The sequence below is a fragment of the Vibrio sagamiensis NBRC 104589 genome (genome assembly GCF_007990935.1).
In the GTDB taxonomy this organism is placed as follows: Bacteria; Pseudomonadota; Gammaproteobacteria; order Enterobacterales; family Vibrionaceae; genus Vibrio; species Vibrio sagamiensis.
In genome coordinates this window covers 86062-108136 of sequence record NZ_BJXJ01000010.1, presented here as the reverse complement: position 1 = coordinate 108136, position 22075 = coordinate 86062, and the positions used below count along the sequence as shown (strand labels likewise).

The window sequence follows — 22075 nt, the reverse complement described above, 5'->3', positions numbered from 1 at the left end:
TATATCCCAAGATAAATTAGCTCAAGATTATTGTTTGTTGACGAAATCTTTAAAGCGTGCTTGAGTTTCAGTATCTGCTTTTTGATACCAAAAATGAAGCATTTCTTCTGCGGTTGAGTCTGCCGTCATGCCTGATGGTAATTTAGCTGGCAATGTAACAGGTTGCATTTGAGCCTTACCAAGACCGATTGATGCAACACCGGCAGTTTTATTATAACTTTCGAGTTCACGTAAATAATCTCGGCCAATCTGCATCCCTGGCTTAAGTAACTTGTCTTGTTTCATTGGTATAGCTTGACCAGTTGTATTGATTAACTTCCAATCTAGATCCTTGATATGTTTTTTTGCATCTTTCAGATCTCTGTATTTAGGGAGCTCGAATGTGATTTGCGTATTTGCTGCATTAAAACGTGTGACGATGACATCGCTTTCTGCATTTACACGATCCTTTCCTTGGTTGAAGTATGGAGAGTAGCGAAACACAAATTGGTTTTCTCCGTCAGGAAGGGTAAACGTTTTTACATCATCAAAAAAATCTCCAGTCAATCGAACTTTTTCGCCATTAGCGGCCAAAATAGATACTTCCGCTGGAACTGTGATGGTGATACTCGCAAAGGCCTGGCCACTCAGTGCCAAAGCAAGGGCGCAAGTTAATGGCTTAATTAGTTTCATTGTTAATATCCTAAATGCAGTAATGAATATACAGAAAGAGTGCATTGTTCAGAACTTTATTGCAACTCTTACATACTAGAAGTGTGAAAATTTTAATGACAGGAAGCATATTGTTTCATTACTATCATTAAGGTCTGGATTATATATAGATAATTACTGGTTTTCTATCATCAACCATTTTGCAATCATATCGTTCAGATCATTTTTCTTTATAGGTTTTGTGAGGTAAGCATTAATTCCGTATTGAGTACTCTGAGCTTTATCCTCTTCAAATGCATGGGCAGAAAGAGCAATAATTGGGCACCAAGGATACTCGTTCTTTTGCTGTAATAAACGAATGTCTTGAGCAAGGGTAAAGCCGTCTTTATCTGGCATTGAGATATCTGTAATGACAATATCGGGTTTTGTGCGTTGATAGAGATCCAAACCTATGACACCATTTTCAGCTAAGATAAGTTCAATACTATTAACCGGTAGCATCTTGGATATTAAGATACGGTTTATTCTATTATCCTCGACTAGAAGTATTTTTTTTCCAGATAGGCAAATTTCAGATTTAATGTTATTTCCCGTATGATCCTTTTCCCTTCCTATTATTGTTTTAATCAGTTGATTACGAGTTATAGGTTGTTGAAGAAAATCACTTTGCTCTTTCTGAGCTTTGGTAAGAAGGTTAGGTGAGTAAGGGAGCATAACGATAAGTTTTTGACTACTTTTAGTTAATGCTTTTCGGCGTTCAATCAGTTTACCTACGTCCTCATATGATGTCGGTTGGACAATAATCCTATCAAAGGGTCCAGCAAGGAAGGTTTGAGATAACACTTCAGCAACAGAGGGTACTACCGTTAGTGAAAACTGCATCGATTCTGCAAGTGCTCTTATAATATTAACCCGAGGCTCATAACTATCAATGAGTAAAATATTCTTATTATATAGAAGAGACGTACTTTCTTTATAGGTTACTTTAACTTTCAGTGGAAGTGCAAAGGAAAAGCAAGAACCCTCACCAAAACGGGATGTAATAGAGAGTTCTCCTCCATGAAGAGCAATCAATTGTCGCGAAATTGCTAAGCCTAATCCCGTTCCTTGATAATTTCGAGTCACTGAATTATCTACTTGTTCGAACTTGTTTATAATTTTAGGTAAATGTTGTTCTGAAATACCTATGCCTGTATCTATAATTTCAAAGTGATAACGATAGGTATTACTGCGTTTGGTAGTTTCTACCTTTAATTTTAATAAGATATGACCGTTATCAGTAAACTTAACTGCATTACCAAGCAGGTTAATTAAAATTTGATTAATCCTCCCTCTGTCACCTAAAACAATGCTCGGTGTATCGGAATGAGAATCTATTAATAACGTCAAACCTTTTTGATTGGCTTGAAAGGCACATAAGGCCATACTGCTCTCTATTAATTTGATAATATTAAACTCTTCTTCTATTAGCTGTAGTTTGCCCGCATCTACTTTACTATAATCAAGAATATCATTAATAATGTTCACTAAATTATCCGAGGCGGCATAGATCAACTGAAGAAGCTCTTTTTTTTCAGTGTTCTTTTCATTCTCTAATAATATTTCACTAAACCCCATAATAGCGTTCATAGGAGTACGTATCTCATGACTCATATTGGCTAAGAACTCAGATTTTGCACGCGTAGCTTGGGCTGCTTTTTTAACTTCTTGGGAAAGTTGTTTCTCAATTTCGATTCTTTCTGAGATATCACGCTCTACAATAATGAATCCCTGAGTGTATCCTGATGAATCGATGATTGGGGAAAGATCTCGCTCTCCCCAATACGGCTGGTGGTTCTTGGTATAATTAAGTAATTGTACTCTGATAGGCTCATGATTTTTTATGCTTTCGATAAAAGTTCGTTGATATTGAGGATCGGTTTCTGGCCCCTGAAGTAACTGATGAGGCATTTTACCGAGTGCTTCATGAGATAGGTATTTTGTTAACTCCTCAAATGCTGTATTGACCCAAGTTATTCGACCGTCAATATCAGTAATAATAATGGCGTCTCTAGCATGCTCTGCAACTTGGGCTAGCTGTGCTACCTTGATTGAAAGAGACTTCTGTTTTTGGTATTGCTGTTTGAGATCTGTCTGTGCTTTAGAAAGAGAAGTCGACATCTGATTGAAAGCTTCGACAACGCGTGTAACTTCATCGTTACCTGATAGAGGTAACTCTGCTCCAGGCCCTTGCTGGGTTATTTTAACAACACCTTGCCTTAATGAATCAAGACGGTTCATTAAATAACTGCCAAGAGCGAACGAAAATAGAGCAACAAAAGTCATCTCCAATAGAGCGATCAGGATACTCGCTTTTGTTGCTAAATGGAGAATCTGGTGAATTGAATCGACTTTTACTCCCATCTCCACAAGCCCATAAGAAGTAGAACCGAGTAGGATAGATCCTGCAACATCATAAATACCATTGCGGCTTTCGAATGGGCTTAAGTTAGTGTTTACCTCATTTGCGTCATAATTTCCCTGTTCGGTTAACATGATACCGTCACTATCAGTAATCCTGATATAAGCAAGATTATGCTCACTGACGACCGACTTAGCGAAACTCTCTAGATAAGCAAGATCTGTCGCTATTACCGCATCTCTTGACGCTTTAGCAAAAACATTAACCAGTTGCTTGCTGCCTAGCTCTAAACTTTGCTCATTTGAGCTTTTAAGCCAACTTAATCCACTGATAATGAGAATAGCGAGTGCTAAGGCTTCAATTAAAGCGATACCAATGATCGTTTTTATTCTTAAGGTCATTCAGAACCTTTAAAGAGATAAATTAAGTTGCACAATATCGTCCCAATCCCTGTCATCTGCTTTTTGTAATCCCTTGATGTTGAGTTGTTTGAAGCTTTGTTGTGCTTGCTGGTTTGAATTCAATGCTCCGATGGTTTGGCGCAATGCTTGTTGGGCCTCAATCGGAACATTATGAGATACTGCAATCGCATGAGGTGTATACGAAGAAGTGGTATAGAGAATCTTCAGTTGTTGTTGTGTTTTTTCTGGCAGGCTTTTAAAGGTTCTCATGACGCCGCCTCCCGCAGGGTATAGCCCTTTCGCGACATTTAAGTAGACGGAATCATGAGAACCGACATACTTGGCAGTGATTGGGATGTTTTTTTGTGCTAGCTCGGATTGGTTGATTATCGAAGCGGCAAACGCCCTTGGTGCTGGAAAAGCAATCGTTTCATCTGCAAGATCAGCTACGGTGCCGGACCAATCGGCTCTTGTGACTAAAATGCCCTTAATTTTCTTATCTTTAGCATGTGCTACAGCGCTATAGCCAGGAGTCTTATTCACCAGAGTAAAATGATAAGGGTTCATATAAGCGACATCGTATTGACCGTCAGCAAGGCGCTGCTCGAAAGTTGGGATGTCACGAGCGGTGGCAAATTTAAATTCGACATTGGCGAGTTCACCCCAAGCATCAAGGAGAGGTTGCCATTGCTCGGCAAGCTTGGCGGCCGATTGTTGAGGTACAACCCCAAACGTAAGTGGAGTCTTCGAAAGTACTATTGGTGTGAAACTAATAGCAAATAGACCGAAAAAGAGAAATGACCTTCTCAAGATGACACTCTTTTTAGTCAGATGGGCTTGGTTAAGCATAGGTTTCTCCTGTTTTGAGAAATCATTTATTAATAAATATCATTGTATTTATTAATAATAGGCAACTCGATCAGGAAATGTATTTTTCATCAATCTGATATTAACTGAAATAAATCGTTATATATCTAAGCTGTCTCACTGAACTCAGCATCTTTAAGTAATTTTTGTACGTTTACAGTTGATATCAGGAGGTAGAGACTGAACATATTCCTATTGGTCTTTTAAATGAATCTCTTGTTGAGATACACAATGCTTTTCGGTATCAAATTTGCATATATTTTCTTAGTCTATCGATCATCAGAAGCCTAATGTAAAAATTCTGAATCATAGCTTTGTTTAGAAGTATGTTGTATTGGCTGATATTTTCTCATTACTTGGAGTAGAACATGAATGTTAGAGTTACGCTATTTGTTCTTTTAGGGGGAGTTTTTATTACTGCTTGCGATGATGATAGAGAGAGTACGAAACCTAATCCAGTGTACGATACATCTCCGACTACAAAAGATATTGTCGCTGCCCGTGATTTTAATTTTGATCTTGGTAAAACAATAACACTTTCTTTTAACTATCATGGTAATACGAATGGAGCCTTGCATATTTACTCGAAAGCAGCTTATACACATCCATCCGGTGATTCTATTGGAGATCCAAGATCGAGATTGACGACGGTTTATCCCAAGCTTACTGGCCAGGTAGAATTAGAAATAAACAGTAACTGGAAAAAAATTTATGTTCATTGGGTACCAATGAGTGTCAGTGAGTCAGAACAAAACTGGGTTATACCACTTAATCAGTCGAACAACAATTATCATATTGATATGTAAAGCACCGCAAATTATCAAGACCTCCCCTTTTCTAGTACAAGCACGCTATCGTTAAGGGTATAGCTAATAATCTCAAGGTTACTTGGCTATACCACTCCCCATCAAATTAAACCGGGGTATCACACAGTATCTCATTAGCGGATGCAACAAATACAGCACCTTGCTTTTCTAAATCAGCGATAACTTGATTACATTTATCGGGTAACACAGCGCGAGTTGAGGCGAGGTTGACTATCACTTTGAAACCTAGGTTGAGAGCTTGAGAAACGGACTTTTTAACGCAGAAGTCGAGTGCTAAGCCACCTATGATGACAGTATCGATTTGGTTAAATTTAAGGAATTCATTGGCACCGGTTGTGATAGTGTCGTCAATATCGTGGAAGAAAATCCCATAAGGGTGTGCATCAGGGTCCATGCCTTTGTTCACCTGAAAATCATAATCCAATACAGGAGGTAAACCATTCAGTAATTCGACACCTTGAGTGCCTATCACACAATGACGGTTCCATTTTAAGTCAACATTTGGCAACCCGACGGGTTCTAACATGTTGGCTGGCGTTTCTGCATCCCAAGCTGCCTTAGGTGGGTGAAGATCACGACTTACGAGCTTAAGTCTGCCTTTGGTATGGTTTTTCACCAACTCAGGGACTATCTCTAATGCTCCCTTTACGGGGAGCTCATCAGGACAAATCTCAGAAAACCCTTTTTGTGGATCGACATCGATAATTGCTGTGTTTTGATAGTTAACGGAAATAGTCATAAATGTATTGCCTATATATTTTTCATTGTTAGGGCTATTGAGCTTTTGTAGGATACTGAACGTGTTTGTGATGTTCTGTAATAATGTCTTATTTTGCTCTTATTTGGGCAAGCTGAGAAATGCAAGCCTAGCCGCGTAAACAGTTCTGGAAGAAAGTGACACCATCATTAGCTAATGCATAAACCATTGCTGGCTTACCTCCTTTCCCTCTATTTGTTGAGGCTACCTTATTAGTAGGCTTTACCACACCAGAGTCAATTAAACGACGCTTTATGGTCATACGGCTAATATCAATACCAAACTCTTGGTAAGCCGCGATAATATCAGCAACCAGAAACTCCTTATCTAAGGCAAAAAGCAAGACAGAGGTATACTCAATTGATGCACGGAGCTTCTGCCATGCAATTTCGATCATTTTTTGATGATCAAAAGCCAGAACTTCATCCCCATTAAGAATGTCTTGCAGTGGAAACCATTTTAGGTGGCATTCTGGCATACCTGCGTCATTGATTTGTTCCACATTGTTTCTATCGAGTAAAGCATAGTGTGTGATATTTAAACTCCACTCTTCTGGATCGCGTTTTGGATCGCTATCAAAAAAAGCTTCACTAAAATGACGTGGATAAGTGTGGATCTTTTCTCTACAGATACGACGGCGTGCCGACTCAAAGTTCTCATCTGCTGGACGTCCACCTTGCTCTGTCATGTCTTTATCGAAAACGAAGCCACCTGGTAAGGCCCAAACACCGTGATAGGGGCGGTTAGGGTTAGAACGTTTCAGTAATAACACCTCAAGTCTTTTCTCTGCGCACCCAGATAATCGAAATGGAATGATATCGACACAGACGATCATGATAAGCCCCTAAATATGATTTGTAAGTAATCTAGCGTATAAGCTACATTCAATCAATATGTAAGTAACGAAATGTTATAAACTGAATTATATTTTGTGGTTAAGGGGTTCCTTAAGGTTGTCTCTTTATCGATGAAGTTTGTGGTAAATGGAAGATGTTTTGGGAATTTGAGGATTAATTCATCACTAAAAGACTCATGAAACATTATTCTCTAGAGTAGTTAGTAACAAAAGTTGACAAACTAAACTTGGGTGTTTATTGTTTATGCACTAAGTAAGTAACAAATAGTTATATACTCAATTTATGTTGATATACACAGCTTTAAAGTACCAATATTCTAGGACTTTCAGGTGGGATGAAACAAGACTGAGTAGATTTTAACAGGGCATGCAAAAGGGCTCCACATGACCAGTAATTTATTTTCTTCTCGTATCATACAAAGTGCGTTAGATTTTGACGTATATAAAGTGAATATGATGAGCGCGGTAGTGTCACACTACCCTGATATTGAAGTCGCTTATAAATTCATTGTTCGTAGCGATGAAGATCTTTCTGCTTTACTTCCTGAAGTGGAAAAGCAAGTTAACCTGTTGAAGAATATTAGATTTACACCTGAACACATCAAGTACATTCAACGTGTTGCGCCATATTTATCAACGCAATTTATTGAGTCTCTCCAGTCTTTTTGTTTTCATCCAGAACGTCATGTTACTTTCAGTATTAAAAAGGGCTTAGACGGTAAGAATCAGCTACACATTACCGTTGCTGGTTTATGGCAGGAAACCATTCTTTATGAAACGATCATCATGAGTATTGTTTCTGAGGTCCGAAGCCGTTCACGCTGGGCTGATATTCCTGCTGAGCACTTTCTTGATACCCTTCATAAAAAGGTGCGTATTCTTAAAGCTGAATTAAAGCGACGTAATATCAGTAACTTTAAATTTGCTGATATGTCGACTCGTCGACGCTTTTCTTATAAAGCTCAGCGCTTAATGCTCGAGTATATCAGTGCGACACTCCCTGAGTGCTTAACAGGCACCAGCAATTATCACCTTGCTCATCAGTTAGGACTTACACCGATAGGAACAGTTGCTCATGAGTGGTTCATGGGGCATCAAGCATTGGTGAATGTCCAAGATTCGCAAAAGGTAGCATTGCAGCGCTGGCATAAAATGTTTAATGGGGCGTTAGGTATAGCCTTGACCGATACCATTGGGATTGACGCTTTCTTACAAGATTTTGATGAAAGCTTGAGCCGTGCTTATGCTGGCGTAAGACACGATAGCGGTTGTCCCTATGAATGGGGTGAGAAGATCATTAAGCATTACCTGTCACACGGTATTGATCCCATGAGTAAAACCTTAGTGTTTACTGACGGGCTCAACTTTGAGCAAGCACTTGATATTTGCGAGCACTTCCAGAACAGAGTTCAAGTGAGCTTTGGCATCGGAACTTTCTTAGCAAATGATATGGATACTTACTCTAATGAGCGTGGTGAAACTTATTCCCCTCTTTCTATTGTGATCAAAATGGTTGCTTGTAATGGCTCCCCAGTGGCAAAAATAAGTGATGAGCCAGAGAAAGCAATGTGTGAAGATATTTTCTTCTTAATGAATTTGAAACGACGATTTAATCAACCCCTTGATTTAGATCACTGCCGTAAGTTGATTGATCGTTTAGAAACTGAAGGTCAGAACTATTTGCTTGAGATTTAAGCTGTACTCAAGCATCTTAAGGTCACTTGGGGATCTTGAAATGACTTGGGTATATAGCAACTTGGGGTAATGTGAGCCAATGAAACGCAAAAAGGTGTTACTTGTTTTAGGTAAGCGCCTAGTTAGAGGGAATTTAACTGCGGAGGGGCGATCCCGAGTTGAAGCACTCATCGAAATGATGCCCAAGTTGTGTGCAGAAACGACGACAGTGATATTTTGCGGTGGTAAAACAGTTGGGCAAGCAGTTTCTGAAGCCGATGCGATGTTTTGGTATTACCAACAACTTATAAGCCAGTCACAGAGTCGTTTTTCTAACTTACCTATTTTACTTGAAAATCAGTCGGTCAACACAGTTCAAAACATACAAAATGCAGCAGCTCTGCTTATTCAAAGCAGCTTTGCTACTAGTGGTGACATAATAGACGTGTCTTTGCTATCAAATGACTACCATCTTGCCCGATTAATTGAGATTCAAACTCTGTTAGATGAACAAGGTTTATTGCGACTCTTTCAATTACACTGTGCGCAAGCGGATATTACTGCCAATATCCCTTTAGATGTTGAGCAACACATTAGTGTGCCATACCCACATAAAGGAGCACTGGCAGAAGCATTTTTAGCATGTGATGCTCTTACGACTTATCGTGTTTATTTGCATGGGGTAAAGAATCGGGCTTTTCATCGCTCGTTAATAGAAGTTCAACGTCAACCATTAAACATTGCACGGAAGGCAATCAAACAGTTATTGTTGATGTCTCTCGATGATCATTCTCATGCACACATCATCCAATTATCAAAGGCCATTGAGCAAACAGCCTTTACCTATTCTTTTGAGGAAATTAACGTCGCATTAGGGGTGATTGAGCCCATTTTAACCATTCTAAAACGTCGTTTGGATCCTGAGTCTATCGAATTACTTTGCGGTAAGTTGAAATAGAGCTAAACGCGATTAGGCTATAGCAAAGTAGCTCGATCCCTTCTTCAGCGATGTTTTTGACATCATGAACAAAGTGTTCTGCCATGATATGTCGCCAGAAACTTCCCATGCCATACAATCGAGAGAAAACTAATAATAAAACGACAGCGACAATAAGCAGTTGCATTGATTGTTCTTGGAGTAGGTTTGCCATCTGATTAATGGTATTTTTACCGCCTTGATAAGCTTTTAAACAAGCTAATATACTGACCAATGATGCTGGGTACACCCAAATTCCATGATGGATCATATCAAACCAATAATCCATTTCTCTAATCAACAGAGCAGCAAAGAAACCCGTAATTAGTGTTGCAGAGTAGGAGAGCGCTTGGTTTTTTTGACTCAAACGAAAAAAAGTAACTGTTGTGATGAGTAGCATTGTTAATTGAAGGCTTTCAGTAACAGAACGCTCACTTAGGCCGTTATCTAAAAACATAAAATCAATACGTAAGCTAAAATTAACTAAAAGACTAATGGCCATAGTCATTAATATTACTTTCAGTGAGCTATAAATATTTTTTTTACTGCTTGCAGTGGTTTGCTCTTTATGTGCTAAATCCAATGCTTGATCTTTTTCATTTACTTTCATTTTCAAATGCAAAACTTAATCAAAACTTCTATTGAACTTATTAGTATTAGTTCAACGTCTAATCATCTCAAAGTCATTTTATTGTAAAATCGAACGGTGTTCTAAATCGATAAAAAACACCCAAAGCTTTATTTTAAATTCATGATATTATTGTTAGCTAATGAGTCATATGGTAGTGCTCCCATAGCTCCACTCGGTCATTATCAGGTAAAATACAATAACTGGTTCGTGAAGCATTTTCAGTAACAGTATCTAGAAAGCCGTTTTGTTGAATACAATAGAGAGCAGCAGGGTTGGCGGTTGAAGTATACTCATTTGAATGAGTGACTCCTTCATGAAGAGAACACCCCATTATCATCATTGTAAATACGGAAAACACCATTAACATTTTTTTCATTTCTATTTCCTTTTATATCAATATTGTTTTATTTCACACGAGATTTTAAGATTACTTAGTAAGAGAATAATTGATTCTTATATTTATTATAGGAAGCTTTCGGTAAAATTCTGTTGATGTGTCGAAGTTTACCGAAAGAACTTTGACGTTAAAGTTAACATTTTGAAGTTACTGTTATATAACTACATGAGGGGTTATATTGAGACATTTAAAAACTTTAATCCATCCAGGAGTCGATCACTTGGATGGTCAATCGATGATTCAGCGTCGTGCTGCACGAGCTATAGCTTTAGATGGAGAAGAAATATTGCTTCTTTATACAAAACGTTATCACGATTACACTTTACCTGGTGGTGGGGTCGATGAAGATGAAGACATCATTTCAGCTTTGCATCGTGAACTGAGGGAAGAAACAGGGGCTGAGTCTATGCAAGATATTAAACCCTTTGGTTTATACGAAGAATTTCGTCCTTGGCACAAAGATGGCGCTGAAGTCATACATATGACCTCTTACTGCTATACCTGTGATGTTAAACGTGAGCTAGGTGAAACCCAATATGAAGATTATGAAATTCATAATGGAATGCGTCCAGTTTGGATGAATATTCACCAAGCGATTGCTCATAATGAAAGAGTAATACTTGAAAGCCCTAAGAAAGGGATGAGTATAGAGCGAGAAACTTTTTTATTAAAACTGATCGTTAAAGAATTGCTCAATAAATAGTTTGGTTTAAAAAACCGAACTTCCTATGGAACTCGGGCTATGTCAGATACGCAAGCGAAGCATCATCTTGTTACTCCTCAAGCGGTTTTAACACTAAACTGGTAGCATTTTTTGTTGAAAAGTTGAATAGAAAATTAACAGAGTTGTCTTAAGCAGTATTTTTCTGCTGGAATAAGGTTAGCTATTTTTAACATTATCACCAATTAATGTGCCTTTCTTCAAATATGAAATTTTTACTTCTTATTTTATAACTGGAATCCAGTCTACGTATTGTGTGATTTTGGTTTTGAGATGAGTTTGTGATGCTTTTATTGGGTATATTATAAATTGACCAGAGGTGGTAAAGGTTCCCAATTAACAAGAGGTTCAACATTGAAAGTGTCTTGGGCAGAGAAAAGCAATAAGGGTTCTTTTGTATTTGACTGTATTCCTTTCACGTCGACTAACTGTCTCAGAGCAAAGAAGCGATGGACATATTGTTGAGTTTCTTGAGGAAGAATAAGTTTATTAAAATCCCTGCTACCTGCTTTCTTGAGCGCTTTTGCGACTCGTCCTTCACCAGCGTTATAGGCTGCCAAAGCAAGGGATATGTCTTGGTCGAACTTTTCATATAGGAATTCTAAATAAGCAAGAGCTGCTTGAGTGCTAGCTTTGACATCAAATCTTTGATCGTTCTGTGATGTAACTTGTAGTCCAAAGCGCTGAGCTGTGGCAGGGATAAGTTGCCATAACCCAGCTGCGTTGGCATGTGAAATAGCATTAGGGTTGAACGAAGACTCCAGCATTGGAAGCAAAACTAAGTCTGTCGGTAAAGAGCGATATTTAAGTTGTTCAATGATGTGACTCACCAATTGCTGAGATGCTTCAAGTTTCTTGGATATTTTTACTTTGTGTGGTGCTAAAATTTTATGCTGCTTGTTAATCGCACTGTCACTTGGTTTAGCAATAGTGCTGGAGGAAATAATTGTAATAAATAACATTACAATAAATGTAAAAGTAATGTTTCGATGAGGTAGCCTCTGATTCCGAATACTTAATACACTGGACTTAGAAAGTTTGTTCTTCATAGGTGTGAGCCGCAGGGTGAAAAAATTGAGCAGCGATCTCTTGAAATGCCGCTGCAGTCGTTCCATTACTGATATTCTCACTCTTACATTGCTTAATTAAAGCATGCAAAACAGCCCATTGTTTGCGTGCAGGAGTTGCAATTGTTGGTGGTAAGGCATCGAATATTTTTGATACACCTTGTTCATTAAGGGGCACCCCAATTGAACTCATCCACTCTTTTCTCTCTTTTGCTGATTGATTTAATCGATTTAAAAGAATGACTTGCTCCTGAATGTTTTTTTCTAAGTACTGACTTTCAAAAGAAAAATAGAGTTTTTTCTGTCGCTGAAGGGTAACTAGTAGCTCCTGATAAAGCCTGATATCTTTAGCAATTGAGCGAAGAAAATGCTGAATGATTCTTGACGAGCTGTGTGTCATGACTTGTCCCTTATTCGGCTATTCATGACCGGTATGAAATTGCATAACTGCTCTCGAGAGTGCTTGGGTGTCAAGTTCAAGTTCACCTCGTTTGAGAGAGTTTTTAACTTGTTCCACTTTTTCCATATCTACATCAGACAAAGTATTCATTTCTTCTTGAGCACTACTAATTGCGGCCAAGTTTGCTTGCATAATAGGCTCATTGATAGTTTTTACTTCATTAGTATCTTCAGTTTGCTTGGCTGCTTGGTGGAATTTAGTTTGAGTTATGTGACCACCAGTAACTTTGTCAATTTTCATCTTTTGTCCTCAATCATAAGTTCTATTTCTAATAGGCGGCCGATTTCGAAGTATATTAAATACTTTCGTAAACTCACTTGGATATACCCAGCTTCTTTTTGTATACAAGAATGCCCTTAATTTGACGAGACTGTTATTTTATAAATGAGAATCTGAGCCCAAAATCAAAATTGTGTGTGAACTTGATTTAATCCGGTGACAAGCGCTCGAATTATTTTACCTGACTGTAAGTTTTTTACCTTTATTTGTTGATTCTCCTTACCTTTTTCTAGTGCGATGCCTTTCGTGCTGGCTATAAATCCAGCTTGAGAAGCAATAATGAGCACTTCATTACCTTTGTTCACCAAAGCGGGAGAGGTTAACACACTGGAATGAATAGACTGGCCGAGCCGAATTTGTCGAGTGGCTTCTAAACCGATTAATGCCTCTGTTTGCGTGTAGAAATTAGACTGGTTTGAGAACGTTTTTCTTGCTTTTTTTAAGTGTGAAGCACTGAGCTGTTGGCCTTTTTTGATGGTGTTCGCCGCAACGACAACGTCCAGCGTAATATTGGCTTTAATGGTGATATTAATGCGCCAAGAAGAATCTGCCGTATTACAACTCAGCATGCGTTTAAGATGGCCCACAGGAAGCACTTGATGATCTTGACTGGTAAAGGTTAATGGGGCAGAACATCTGGTTAGGTGTTTCGCTGACCGTGGGACCCAAATTCTATAATTGAGCTGATAATCTTGCCATTGCTGAGAGTGGGCTGTTTGAGCCACTTCCTGTTCAAATTGTTCAGCAGCCATGGCTTTGAGAGTGTCGATTGTTTCTCGGTTATTGCTCGAATCTGCCCGTACAGTTAAGGCGAGCATCAGGCTGCTGACGAGTATAGTAACTAAACAACATGCTTTCTTCCCGCCGCGATGTTTGCTTTCCGTAAACCGGAAGTTTGGCTTCCTTACCTTTTTGTAAATCATTGAAAAACCTATTTTTTATTTATGGCATGTATTTTGTTTCTATTTTGCTATCACTTGAGCCAATTAAGGAAAGATGCATGGCTATCTCATTCGAAAATGCGTTGGGTGTTCATCCTGAGGCGCTTAATTTTCGTGTTCAGCGTACCAAAGTCCTCGCGAGTAACCTAGCAAATGTTGATACGCCGGGGTATTTAGCTAAGGACCTGACATTTACTACTGTTATAAACCGTTTTTCACAAAGAGGCGTTCATAAATTGCAGGAGAAATTAAATATTGAGGCGAAATACTCAGTGCCTTATCAAAACAGTAATGATGGCAATACGGTTGAGTTAGGGGTTGAACAAGCCAAATTCACCCAAAACAGTATGGATTTTCAAACCAGTCTGACTTTTCTCAATATGAAGTTTAGCGGACTGGCAAAAGTGATAGAGGGGCGTTAATGATGTCATTTACCGATATTTATTCCATAACAGGCTCTGCTATGACGGCGCAAACCGTGCGCTTGAATACAGTAGCGAGTAATTTAGCCAATGCTGATGCGGTTTCGGCTAGCTCTGACGAAGCGTACAAAGCATTGAAACCCGTTTTTGCAACGGTATACAAAAAAACTCAGCTCACGACGGCTAATGATGTCTACCCAAATGCAGAAGTACGTATTGTGGATGTCGTGAAGAGTGCAGCAGAGGCTGAAAAGCGTTTTGAGCCTAGTAGCCCTCTAGCTGATGAGGAAGGATACGTTTATTACCCAGATATCGATGTGGTATCTGAAATGGCCGATATGATGCAAGCGACTCGTAGTTTTGAAACCAATGTCGAAGTACTGGCTAACGTGAAAAGTATGCAGCAAGGTTTGCTTAGACTAGGGCAGGGTAGCTAATGAGTATTGCACCGTTTAATGCTCTCTCTTCTGAAGCGCCCAGTACTTCGCAGTCAAGTATGCCGAGTGTTTCGAATAACCCAATGGAAAGCAATAAGGCCGCGTCGCTACAAAATGAATTTATTTCACTTATGGTGGCACAAATTCAAAATCAAGACCCACTGAACCCACTGGATGGGACGGAGTACGTGAGCCAGCTCGCCCAGTTCTCTCAGGTGCAAAGTACAGAAAATATGTCCACGTTGATGCAGAACAGTATGGTGTCGCTCGACAATATGCAAGTCCTTTCTACAGCGGGATTGATGGGCAAAACTGTCTATGTCACTGCCAATGAGTTCAATCTTAATCAGCAAACACAAAGTGGAAAAATAGAATTAGCTCATGCATCTAATCAAGTTACTTTACTGGTTAAAGATGCATTTGGACAAACCACCAAAGTGCCATTGGGAGCGAAAGGTGCTGGAGAAGTGTCCTTTTCTATTGACCCTGAGGAGTTGGGGCTCAAACCTGGGCCTTATTCCATCTCGGTCGAAGTTCAAGAAGGGCAAGCCAGTCCCACGGTTTTATTAGCGGGTACAGTTGAACAAGTTCGTATACCAAGTTCAGGTGGACCTACTTTAGTCAATGTAGAAGGGGTAGGACAAGTTCCGTTCTATCAAATCACTCAGTTTGGTGCTTAACCAAAATATGGAAATACAAGAGGTGAATTATTTATGAGTCTTAATATTGCACTTAGTGGTCTAGATGCGACCAATACAGAGCTGAACACCATCAGTCATAATATCGCTAATGCTTCGACGCATGGTTTTAAAGAGGGAAGGACTGAGTTTGCTGCCGTATATAATGGCATGCAACCTGGTGGGGTTCAAGTGGCAGCTATCTCACAAAACTTTGATAAAAATGGATCTGTAACAGGGACTGGTCGTGCGATGGATTTGGCGATCAATGGCAATGGCTTTTTCGTCACCAAAAACAATATGGGTCAACTGCTTTATACGCGATCAGGCGTGTTCGGGACAGATAAAAACAATGTGGTCATGGCCAATAATGGTGCAGAACTTCAAGGCTACAGTGTTGACGGTAATAATAAGTTGGTGACGGGGTCTTTCGGCAGTATCAAAGTCTCGACTTCTTCTTTGAATGCCAAAGCAACCGATGCGATGGATTTTGTGGCTAACTTTGCTGCTGGTGCGACGGCGATTGATCAAAATGTTCTCCCTTTTGATTCAACCAACCCTAACACATTCAACTCTTCCTATACCACTCAAGTTTATGACTCTCTGGGTCAATCTCATACGATTACTCAATACTTTACTAAAACATCTGACAATACTTGGCAAGTGAATGTCGAAGCCAATGGAGCTCCGACAGTCCCAGCAACCTCGCGTGAAGTGACCTTTAATACAAATGGCACCTTATCCTCGCCGACTGAGGCGTTTAACGTGACGTTTCCAGTGGCTGGTGCCGATGCAATCAGTGTGGATATTAGCCTTGCGGGTAGCACCCAGTTCGGTAACACATTCGGAGTGAGCACCAATAACCCAAATGGTTATACATCGGGTGAGTTGACTGGGGTCCGAGTAGAAGAAAATGGCATGGTCTATGCGACTTACACCAACGGTCAGTCTCAGCTTCAAGGCCAAGTGGTATTAGCTGATTTTGCTAACACACAAGGCTTATCGAAAGTCAGTGGGACTGCATGGAGTCAGAGTTTCAGCTCTGGTAGCCCTGTGATTGGTGCGCCAGGCAGCGGCACATTAGGTGATCTAACGCCGGGAGCACTTGAAGGTTCTAACGTTGACTTAACCAGTGAGCTAGTGTCGTTGATGACCGCGCAGCGCAACTATCAAGCCAATGCCAAAACCATCTCAACCAGCGATAAATTGACGCAAGCGCTATTCAACGCGGTGTAATGAGGAATACGTATGGACAGCTTACTGTTTACAGCTACGTCTGGCGCCAGTCGAGTTTTGAAAGCGCAACATGTACGCTCGAATAACTTATCCAATGCGGATACCTCTGGTTTTCGTGCCGATATGGAACGGGCAACCAGTGTGGCTTTGCCCGGGCAAGCGTTTGATGGTCGGACGATGGTGGTCACAAACTCAGCCATGACTCGCTTGGATACTGGTGCGGTCATGAAAACCGGTAGAGTGCTTGATGTAGCGATTACTGGGGAAGGTTACTTGACGGTAGCAACGCCATTGGGTGATGAAGCCTACACGCGAGCAGGTAACATGAGTGTGGATTCATCAGGAGCGGTGACAATCAATGGGTTTCCAGTTCTGAGTGAAGATGGCCAACTTATCCTCCCTGACTTTCAAACTGTTGAGATCAGTGAACGTGGCAGGGTTACCGTGATTCCCCCTGGAGGTGGCGCTGAAATTGAGGTTGGTGCCCTCAAACTAGTCAAGCCAGAAGCCGCGCAAATACAAAAAGAGACAGATGGCCTTTTGCATTCACTTGATGGTCAACCTTTTCCTACCAACGAAACGGTGCAAATTTCTTCTGGGCACCTAGAGGGAAGTAATGTCTCTGCAATTGAAGAGCTCATGAATGTGATGTCTCTAACACGTAATTTCGAGATGCAAGTTCGCATGATGAAAACCGCTGAGACCTTAGCTCAAGCCGGTAATAAATTGATGTCGGCGAGCTAGTCGTATTAAAGGAGTAAAATATGCACTCAGCATTATGGATAAGTAAAACAGGTATGGCTGCGCAAGATACGAAGATGACAGCCATCTCTAATAATTTAGCGAACGTTAATACTGTTGGCTTTAAGCGTGACCGAGTGGTTTTTGAAGACCTCTTTTACACCATTCAGCGTCAGCCGGGGGCACAAGTCGATCAAGTTAACACCTTACCAAGTGGTGTTCAGTTGGGGTCAGGTGTTCGTGTTGTTGGGACTCAAAAAGTATTTACTCAGGGCAATACTCAAAACACAACGCAAGAGTTGGATTTAGCGGTGATGGGCCAAGGTTTTTTCCAAATTGAAAATTCTGATGGGCAGATCATGTATACCCGCAATGGGCAGTTCCATATTAACTCCGAAGGCCTGATGGTTAATAGTCAAGGCTTGCCATTACAGCCATCAATTCAGGTGCCGGATAATGCCACATCTTTTTCAGTTGGAGTGAATGGCATGGTCACAGCGACAACATCCGATGATCCTACGCCACAAGCACTAGGCCAAATCACTTTAGCAAAATTTGTCAATCCAGCCGGTTTAGAAGCCATTGGTGGCAATTTATTTAGAGAAACGGCTGCCAGTGGCCCTGCGGCAGACCTTGCACCGGCTACCGACGGTGTTGGCAGCATTAAGCAAGGGGCATTAGAAGGCTCGAATGTTCAGGTTGTCGAAGAAATGGTTGATATGATCACCACTCAGCGTGCTTATGAAATGAGCGCTAAAGTCGCGTCAGCAACAGACGATATGCTTAAGTTCGTCTCGCAGTCCTTGTAGTAATTATTGGTGATGGTAAGGAAGAAGCAATGAAATGGCTTTCAAACAGTTGGGCAGTGGTCGTCGTACTGCTGGTGGGGTGTGCTGGGCGTGAGGAGTTTATTCCTCCTGAGCCTAATGCACAAGAATATGCACCACCAGTGCTAGATTATACATTACCAGAAACGAAATCTGGCAGTCTTTATCGTCACCAATACACCATGACGCTTTTTCAAGATCGCCGTGCGTATCGAGTTGGAGATGTCCTGACGGTTCAACTTTCTGAAGAAACGAAATCAAGCAAAAAAGCAGGCACTCAATTTGGTAAAAGCTCAGGTGTCGATTTTGCTGTACCGACCATTGGGAATAAAACATTTGATGATTTCGGCGTTAGCCTTGATGCCAGTCGAAACTTTGATGGTCGTGCCTCCAGTTCGCAAGGAAACAAGTTACAAGGTGCGATTACTGTGACGGTACATGAAGTGTTACCCAATGGTGTGCTGCGAATTAGCGGTGAGAAATGGTTAAGGCTTAACCAAGGCGATGAGTTTATTCGTTTAACTGGCATTGTTCGAGTTGATGATATTAATCGGAGTAATCAGGTGTCTTCTCAGCGAATTGCAGATGCTCGAATCACCTATTCTGGTCGTGGAGCCTTGTCAGACAGTAATGCTGCAGGATGGTTAACACAGTTCTTCAACAGCCCATGGGTACCCTTTTAATGAAATCACTTAATGTATTTTTTTGTTCTTTTTTATTTTCTCTGACGGTGGCAATGCCAATGCTGCTAAGAGCTGAAACGAGCGTTCCAATTATGGACTTGGTGGATATTCAAGGTATCCGAGAAAACCAACTCGTGGGATATGGTTTAGTGGTTGGCCTCGCAGGACAAGGTGACCGCAATCAGGTTAAATTTACTGCTCAATCGATCACTAATATGCTCCGCCAGTTTGGTGTTCAAATTGATGATTCCATGAATCCGAAGTTGCGTAATGTGGCTTCTGTTAGTGTTAGCGCATCGGTCGATCCAATGGCAGGGCCAGGGCAAACATTAGATGTTGTTGTGTCATCTATTGGCGATGCGAAGAGCTTACGTGGTGGCACGTTGTTATTAACTCCCTTACGAGGCATTGATGGGGAAGTGTACGCCATTGCTCAAGGCAGTGTTGTTGTTGGAGGGCTTAGTGCTGAAGGCAATAGCGGTTCCAAAATTGCTATGAATATTCCGACGGCAGGGCGAATTCCTAATGGTGCAACGCTGGAGCGAGAAATTGAAACAGATTTTAACCAGCGAAGTGAAATTACCCTAAATCTACGCAAACCTAGCTTTACTACGGCAAAAAATATTGTCCGTGAAATTAACACAATGTTTGGGCCTAATGTCGCGAAAGCGATCAATAAGGCACGAGTTGAAATGGAAGCGCCTATGGATACTCAGCAACGCGTCACCATGATGTCAATGCTGGAAGAGCTCAGTGTTGTTGAAGGCAAAAAGCCAGCTCGAATTGTGTTTAACTCTCGAACTGGCACCGTTGTTGTCGGTAAAAATGTTCAAGTTGGTGAGGCGGCGGTCAGCCATGGCAATCTTACGGTAAGAGTGTCGGAATCTCAGCAGGTGAGCCAACCGAACCCATTTGCTCAAGGCAATACCGAAGTTGTGAACCAAAGTGATATTGATATTGAACAAACGGAGGCGCAAATGCTGATTTGGCCTGCGGGGACAGAACTCAATACCATTGTTAATGCAGTGAATAGCTTAGGGGCTTCACCTTCAGATCTCATGTCAATTTTGCAGGCTCTCGATGAAGCTGGGGCTTTAAATGCTGAGTTGGTCGTTATCTAAGGAATCTGATATGAAGTTACAAGAACTGGGTAATTCTATGGATGTAAATCGTGTTCTTTATCATGACAATAGTGCGGTGATGAACATTAAGCAGCATCAAGGCAGTAAAGAAGCATTATCGACGATAGCTGGTCAATTTGAGGCGATGTTTTTACAAATTGTGTTGCGTCAAATGAGAAGCAGTAGTGATGTTTTATCTGCAAAAAACTCGCCATTTTCCTATCAAAATCAGGGTGTTTTTCGCGATATGTATGATGGTCAATTGGCGATCGAACTGGCTCAAAAACACAATGCGGGCATTGCACAGATGCTAATTAAGCAATTGAGTCCTGTAGAGCAAAGCCGCCCTGTTGAAGTTTCTCGCTTTATCAATGCTGCAAACGAAGGCCGCCATTCAAGCGATTTTGTTTCAGGAAGGAAGCCACCACCGGTGCATCTGACCGCAGTTGATGTGAGAGAGCGCATAACATCGCTCTTTTCTGCTGATGCTAAATCTGCGCGACAAGATCCAAACATGCTAGAAAATCCAATGCTTGAAGGAATTAATACTGATCCCCAAACGGTCGCTTCTCTAGAACAGGTACTCAAAGAAGCGGGGATGACAACAGCGTTTGCTCAACCGTTACTCAAAACAATGGAGTGGTAGATGAATCTTGTAAATATAGCCCTTTCAGGGTTAAGCGCTAACCGAGTAGCCTTGGGCGTAACAGCGCAAAATGTCGCGAATGTGAATACTCCGGGCTACAGTCGTCAGCAAGCATTATTGGCTTCTGTCGAAGGTGAAAAACATAATATTCTTAGCCCAGGAATGGGGACCGAAGTCACCAGTATTCGACGTGTGACGGATCAGTTCTTAGTCAAGCAGGTGTGGTTAAGTAATAGTCTCGCCTCTTATGCAAAAGGCTATAGTGCAGGCCTCAGTCAACTGGAAAATACTTTTGGTGCTGATGGGCTTAATCTTTCGGCTGGGTTGGACTCTTTAAATGCTGCATTGAATGATGCAACAGTCAAACCAGAGTCAATACCTTATCGTCAGCAAGTGATTAATGAAGCAGAAGCTTTGGCACAACGGTTTAATACGCTATCTGAATCGTTGCACAATCAAAATCATGATTTGAATCAGCAACGAGAAGCTGGGTTAGAAAATGTAAATACGCTACTTGCCAATATTGCATCATTAAATAAGCAGTTAGCCGAAATTAAAGGCATAGGTGGGAACCCTTCCCCACTTCTTGATGCGCGAGATTCTTTAATTGGTGAACTATCACAATGGGTTGAAATAAGAACGACGCCTCAACCCAACGGAGGCTTACAAGTTTCCCTTGCTGCTGGACAACCTCTAGTTATGGGAGCGGATCATAGTTTACTTCGCAGTATTCCTGACAAAAATGATACCGATCTTTCACACATTACTATTCAATTTTCTAAGCAGCAATTTATTGTCAATCATTCTGTTGGTGGTGAACTGGGGGCGATGCAGGATTACCAAAAAGAGATTCTTCAACCTCACCAAGTTGCATTGGACGATATGGCGAAAGCGCTCTCGCAACAATATAACTCCCGACTAGCCATGGGGATCGACCTTAATGGACAACCGGGTAAACCTTTATTTGATTACAATACGAATAGTCCAGCAGCAAGCTTGAGCGTTAATACTCTTCGCCCCGCCGATCTCGCTTTTTCAAGTGATGGAGCACCAGGTAATGCCGATGTACTAAATACTTTAATTCAAATTAGCAATAAGCCAGTATCGGTGACTGGATATGGTCAACTGAGCTTAAATGATGCATTCGGTTCAATGGTTGGTGAAATCGCTATTAAAGCACGGCAAGCTAATGCGGATTTGGAAGTAAAGAGTACTATGAATATACAAGTTCAGGCTGAACGCGAAAACATCAGCTCTGTTAATGGTGATGAAGAAGCGGCGAACTTGATGACTTTTTCTAATGCACACAATGCAAATGTAAAAGTCATTAGTACAGCTAATCAACTATTTGATTCATTGCTGCAGTTATTCTAGAGGAG

Annotated in this window: 25 protein-coding genes; 14 read left to right on the top strand and 11 right to left on the bottom strand. The window is 40.8% G+C overall.

Translation table 11 applies throughout. From position 1 onward, the window contains the following. Nucleotides 1-27 precede the first annotated feature (27 nt). From VSA01S_RS06780 to VSA01S_RS06770, 3 genes are all read right to left on the bottom strand, one after another. On the bottom strand, nt 28-672 hold the full coding sequence (locus VSA01S_RS06780; RefSeq protein ID WP_039979662.1) for a DUF2057 family protein: 645 nt from the start codon (nt 670-672) through the stop codon (nt 28-30). 153 nt (nt 673-825) lie between these two features. Then, nucleotides 826-3453, bottom strand: coding sequence for a hybrid sensor histidine kinase/response regulator (locus VSA01S_RS06775; RefSeq protein WP_039979661.1), 2628 nt, complete (start codon nt 3451-3453; stop codon nt 826-828). A 9-nt stretch (nt 3454-3462) separates the two neighbouring features. Next, a complete protein-coding gene (locus VSA01S_RS06770) occupies nt 3463-4302 on the bottom strand; it encodes a phosphate/phosphite/phosphonate ABC transporter substrate-binding protein (RefSeq protein WP_039979659.1) in 840 nt (279 codons plus the stop codon). A gap of 386 nt (nt 4303-4688) precedes the next feature. On the opposite strand from VSA01S_RS06770, the gene VSA01S_RS06765 reads away from it, so the two are divergent. Next, nucleotides 4689-5126, top strand: coding sequence for a hypothetical protein (locus VSA01S_RS06765; RefSeq protein ID WP_039979658.1), 438 nt, complete (start codon nt 4689-4691; stop codon nt 5124-5126). Nucleotides 5127-5232: 106 nt separating this feature from the next. Here the strand turns inward: VSA01S_RS06765 and VSA01S_RS06760 are convergent, their stop codons facing one another. Continuing rightward, the gene (locus VSA01S_RS06760) at nt 5233-5886 is read right to left on the bottom strand and encodes an isochorismatase family protein (RefSeq protein WP_039979657.1); all 654 of its coding nucleotides are present in this window, start codon (nt 5884-5886) and stop codon (nt 5233-5235) included. A 127-nt stretch (nt 5887-6013) separates the two neighbouring features. Continuing rightward, entirely contained in the window at nt 6014-6739 is a 726-nt protein-coding gene (locus tag VSA01S_RS06755) for an NUDIX domain-containing protein (RefSeq protein WP_021710984.1), read from the bottom strand. Between the two features lie 405 nt (nt 6740-7144). Here VSA01S_RS06755 and pncB point away from each other — a divergent pair, with 405 nt between their 5' ends. Beyond that, nucleotides 7145-8455: a nicotinate phosphoribosyltransferase gene (pncB, locus tag VSA01S_RS06750; protein WP_039979656.1), complete on the top strand. Its 1311-nt coding sequence runs from the start codon at nt 7145-7147 to the stop codon at nt 8453-8455. 79 nt (nt 8456-8534) lie between these two features. Further along, nucleotides 8535-9392, top strand: coding sequence for a YdcF family protein (locus VSA01S_RS06745; protein WP_039979655.1), 858 nt, complete (start codon nt 8535-8537; stop codon nt 9390-9392). On the opposite strand, the gene VSA01S_RS06740 is transcribed toward VSA01S_RS06745, so the two are convergent. Together VSA01S_RS06740 and VSA01S_RS06735 are read right to left on the bottom strand one after the other, a co-directional pair. Further along, on the bottom strand, nt 9361-10020 hold the full coding sequence (locus tag VSA01S_RS06740; RefSeq protein WP_039979654.1) for a hypothetical protein: 660 nt from the start codon (nt 10018-10020) through the stop codon (nt 9361-9363). The genes VSA01S_RS06745 and VSA01S_RS06740 overlap by 32 nt on opposite strands. A 157-nt stretch (nt 10021-10177) precedes the next feature. Further along, a complete protein-coding gene (locus VSA01S_RS06735; RefSeq protein WP_039979653.1) occupies nt 10178-10417 on the bottom strand; it encodes a putative hemolysin in 240 nt (79 codons plus the stop codon). A gap of 199 nt (nt 10418-10616) precedes the next feature. On the opposite strand from VSA01S_RS06735, the gene VSA01S_RS06730 reads away from it, so the two are divergent. Beyond that, nucleotides 10617-11141, top strand: a complete 525-nt coding sequence (locus VSA01S_RS06730; RefSeq protein WP_039979652.1) for an NUDIX domain-containing protein — start codon at nt 10617-10619, stop codon at nt 11139-11141. A gap of 320 nt (nt 11142-11461) precedes the next feature. On the opposite strand, the gene VSA01S_RS06725 is transcribed toward VSA01S_RS06730, so the two are convergent. The 4 genes from VSA01S_RS06725 to flgA all read right to left on the bottom strand — a co-directional run bounded on the left by VSA01S_RS06725 (nt 11462) and on the right by flgA (nt 13888). Next, a complete protein-coding gene (locus VSA01S_RS06725; protein WP_083932210.1) occupies nt 11462-12208 on the bottom strand; it encodes a lytic transglycosylase domain-containing protein in 747 nt (248 codons plus the stop codon). Further along, nucleotides 12189-12626, bottom strand: coding sequence for a flagellar export chaperone FlgN (flgN, locus tag VSA01S_RS06720; RefSeq protein ID WP_039979651.1), 438 nt, complete (start codon nt 12624-12626; stop codon nt 12189-12191). The genes VSA01S_RS06725 and flgN overlap by 20 nt, the downstream gene beginning before the upstream one ends. 18 nt (nt 12627-12644) lie before the next feature. Beyond that, entirely contained in the window at nt 12645-12926 is a 282-nt protein-coding gene (gene flgM, locus VSA01S_RS06715; protein ID WP_039979650.1) for a flagellar biosynthesis anti-sigma factor FlgM, read from the bottom strand. 164 nt (nt 12927-13090) lie between these two features. Beyond that, nucleotides 13091-13888: a flagellar basal body P-ring formation chaperone FlgA gene (gene flgA, locus VSA01S_RS06710; protein WP_039979649.1), complete on the bottom strand. Its 798-nt coding sequence runs from the start codon at nt 13886-13888 to the stop codon at nt 13091-13093. A 77-nt stretch (nt 13889-13965) separates the two neighbouring features. On the opposite strand from flgA, the gene flgB reads away from it, so the two are divergent. From flgB to flgK, 10 genes are read left to right on the top strand one after another with little or no spacing between them, the layout of a single operon-like run. Then, a complete protein-coding gene (gene flgB, locus VSA01S_RS06705) occupies nt 13966-14328 on the top strand; it encodes a flagellar basal body rod protein FlgB (protein WP_039979648.1) in 363 nt (120 codons plus the stop codon). Between the two features lie 2 nt (nt 14329-14330). Next, nucleotides 14331-14765 (top strand): flagellar basal body rod protein FlgC, encoded by a 435-nt coding sequence (gene flgC, locus VSA01S_RS06700; protein ID WP_039979691.1) that lies wholly within the window; start codon nt 14331-14333, stop codon nt 14763-14765. Next, a complete protein-coding gene (flgD, locus tag VSA01S_RS06695) occupies nt 14765-15445 on the top strand; it encodes a flagellar hook assembly protein FlgD (protein WP_039979647.1) in 681 nt (226 codons plus the stop codon). The genes flgC and flgD overlap by 1 nt, the downstream gene beginning before the upstream one ends. A 33-nt stretch (nt 15446-15478) precedes the next feature. Continuing rightward, nucleotides 15479-16678 (top strand): flagellar hook protein FlgE, encoded by a 1200-nt coding sequence (flgE, locus tag VSA01S_RS06690; RefSeq protein WP_039979646.1) that lies wholly within the window; start codon nt 15479-15481, stop codon nt 16676-16678. Nucleotides 16679-16690: 12 nt separating this feature from the next. After that, the gene (locus VSA01S_RS06685) at nt 16691-17422 is read left to right on the top strand and encodes a flagellar basal body rod protein FlgF (RefSeq protein ID WP_039979645.1); all 732 of its coding nucleotides are present in this window, start codon (nt 16691-16693) and stop codon (nt 17420-17422) included. Nucleotides 17423-17442: 20 nt separating this feature from the next. Continuing rightward, nucleotides 17443-18228 (top strand): flagellar basal-body rod protein FlgG, encoded by a 786-nt coding sequence (flgG, locus tag VSA01S_RS06680; protein ID WP_021709752.1) that lies wholly within the window; start codon nt 17443-17445, stop codon nt 18226-18228. 29 nt (nt 18229-18257) lie between these two features. Continuing rightward, nucleotides 18258-18929: a flagellar basal body L-ring protein FlgH gene (gene flgH / locus VSA01S_RS06675; protein ID WP_039979644.1), complete on the top strand. Its 672-nt coding sequence runs from the start codon at nt 18258-18260 to the stop codon at nt 18927-18929. Beyond that, the gene (locus VSA01S_RS06670) at nt 18929-20050 is read left to right on the top strand and encodes a flagellar basal body P-ring protein FlgI (protein WP_039979643.1); all 1122 of its coding nucleotides are present in this window, start codon (nt 18929-18931) and stop codon (nt 20048-20050) included. Before flgH ends, VSA01S_RS06670 begins: the two co-directional genes overlap by 1 nt. 10 nt (nt 20051-20060) lie before the next feature. Beyond that, a complete protein-coding gene (locus VSA01S_RS06665) occupies nt 20061-20696 on the top strand; it encodes a rod-binding protein (RefSeq protein ID WP_039979642.1) in 636 nt (211 codons plus the stop codon). Then, entirely contained in the window at nt 20697-22070 is a 1374-nt protein-coding gene (gene flgK / locus VSA01S_RS06660; RefSeq protein WP_039979641.1) for a flagellar hook-associated protein FlgK, read from the top strand. Nucleotides 22071-22075: the final 5 nt, after the last annotated feature.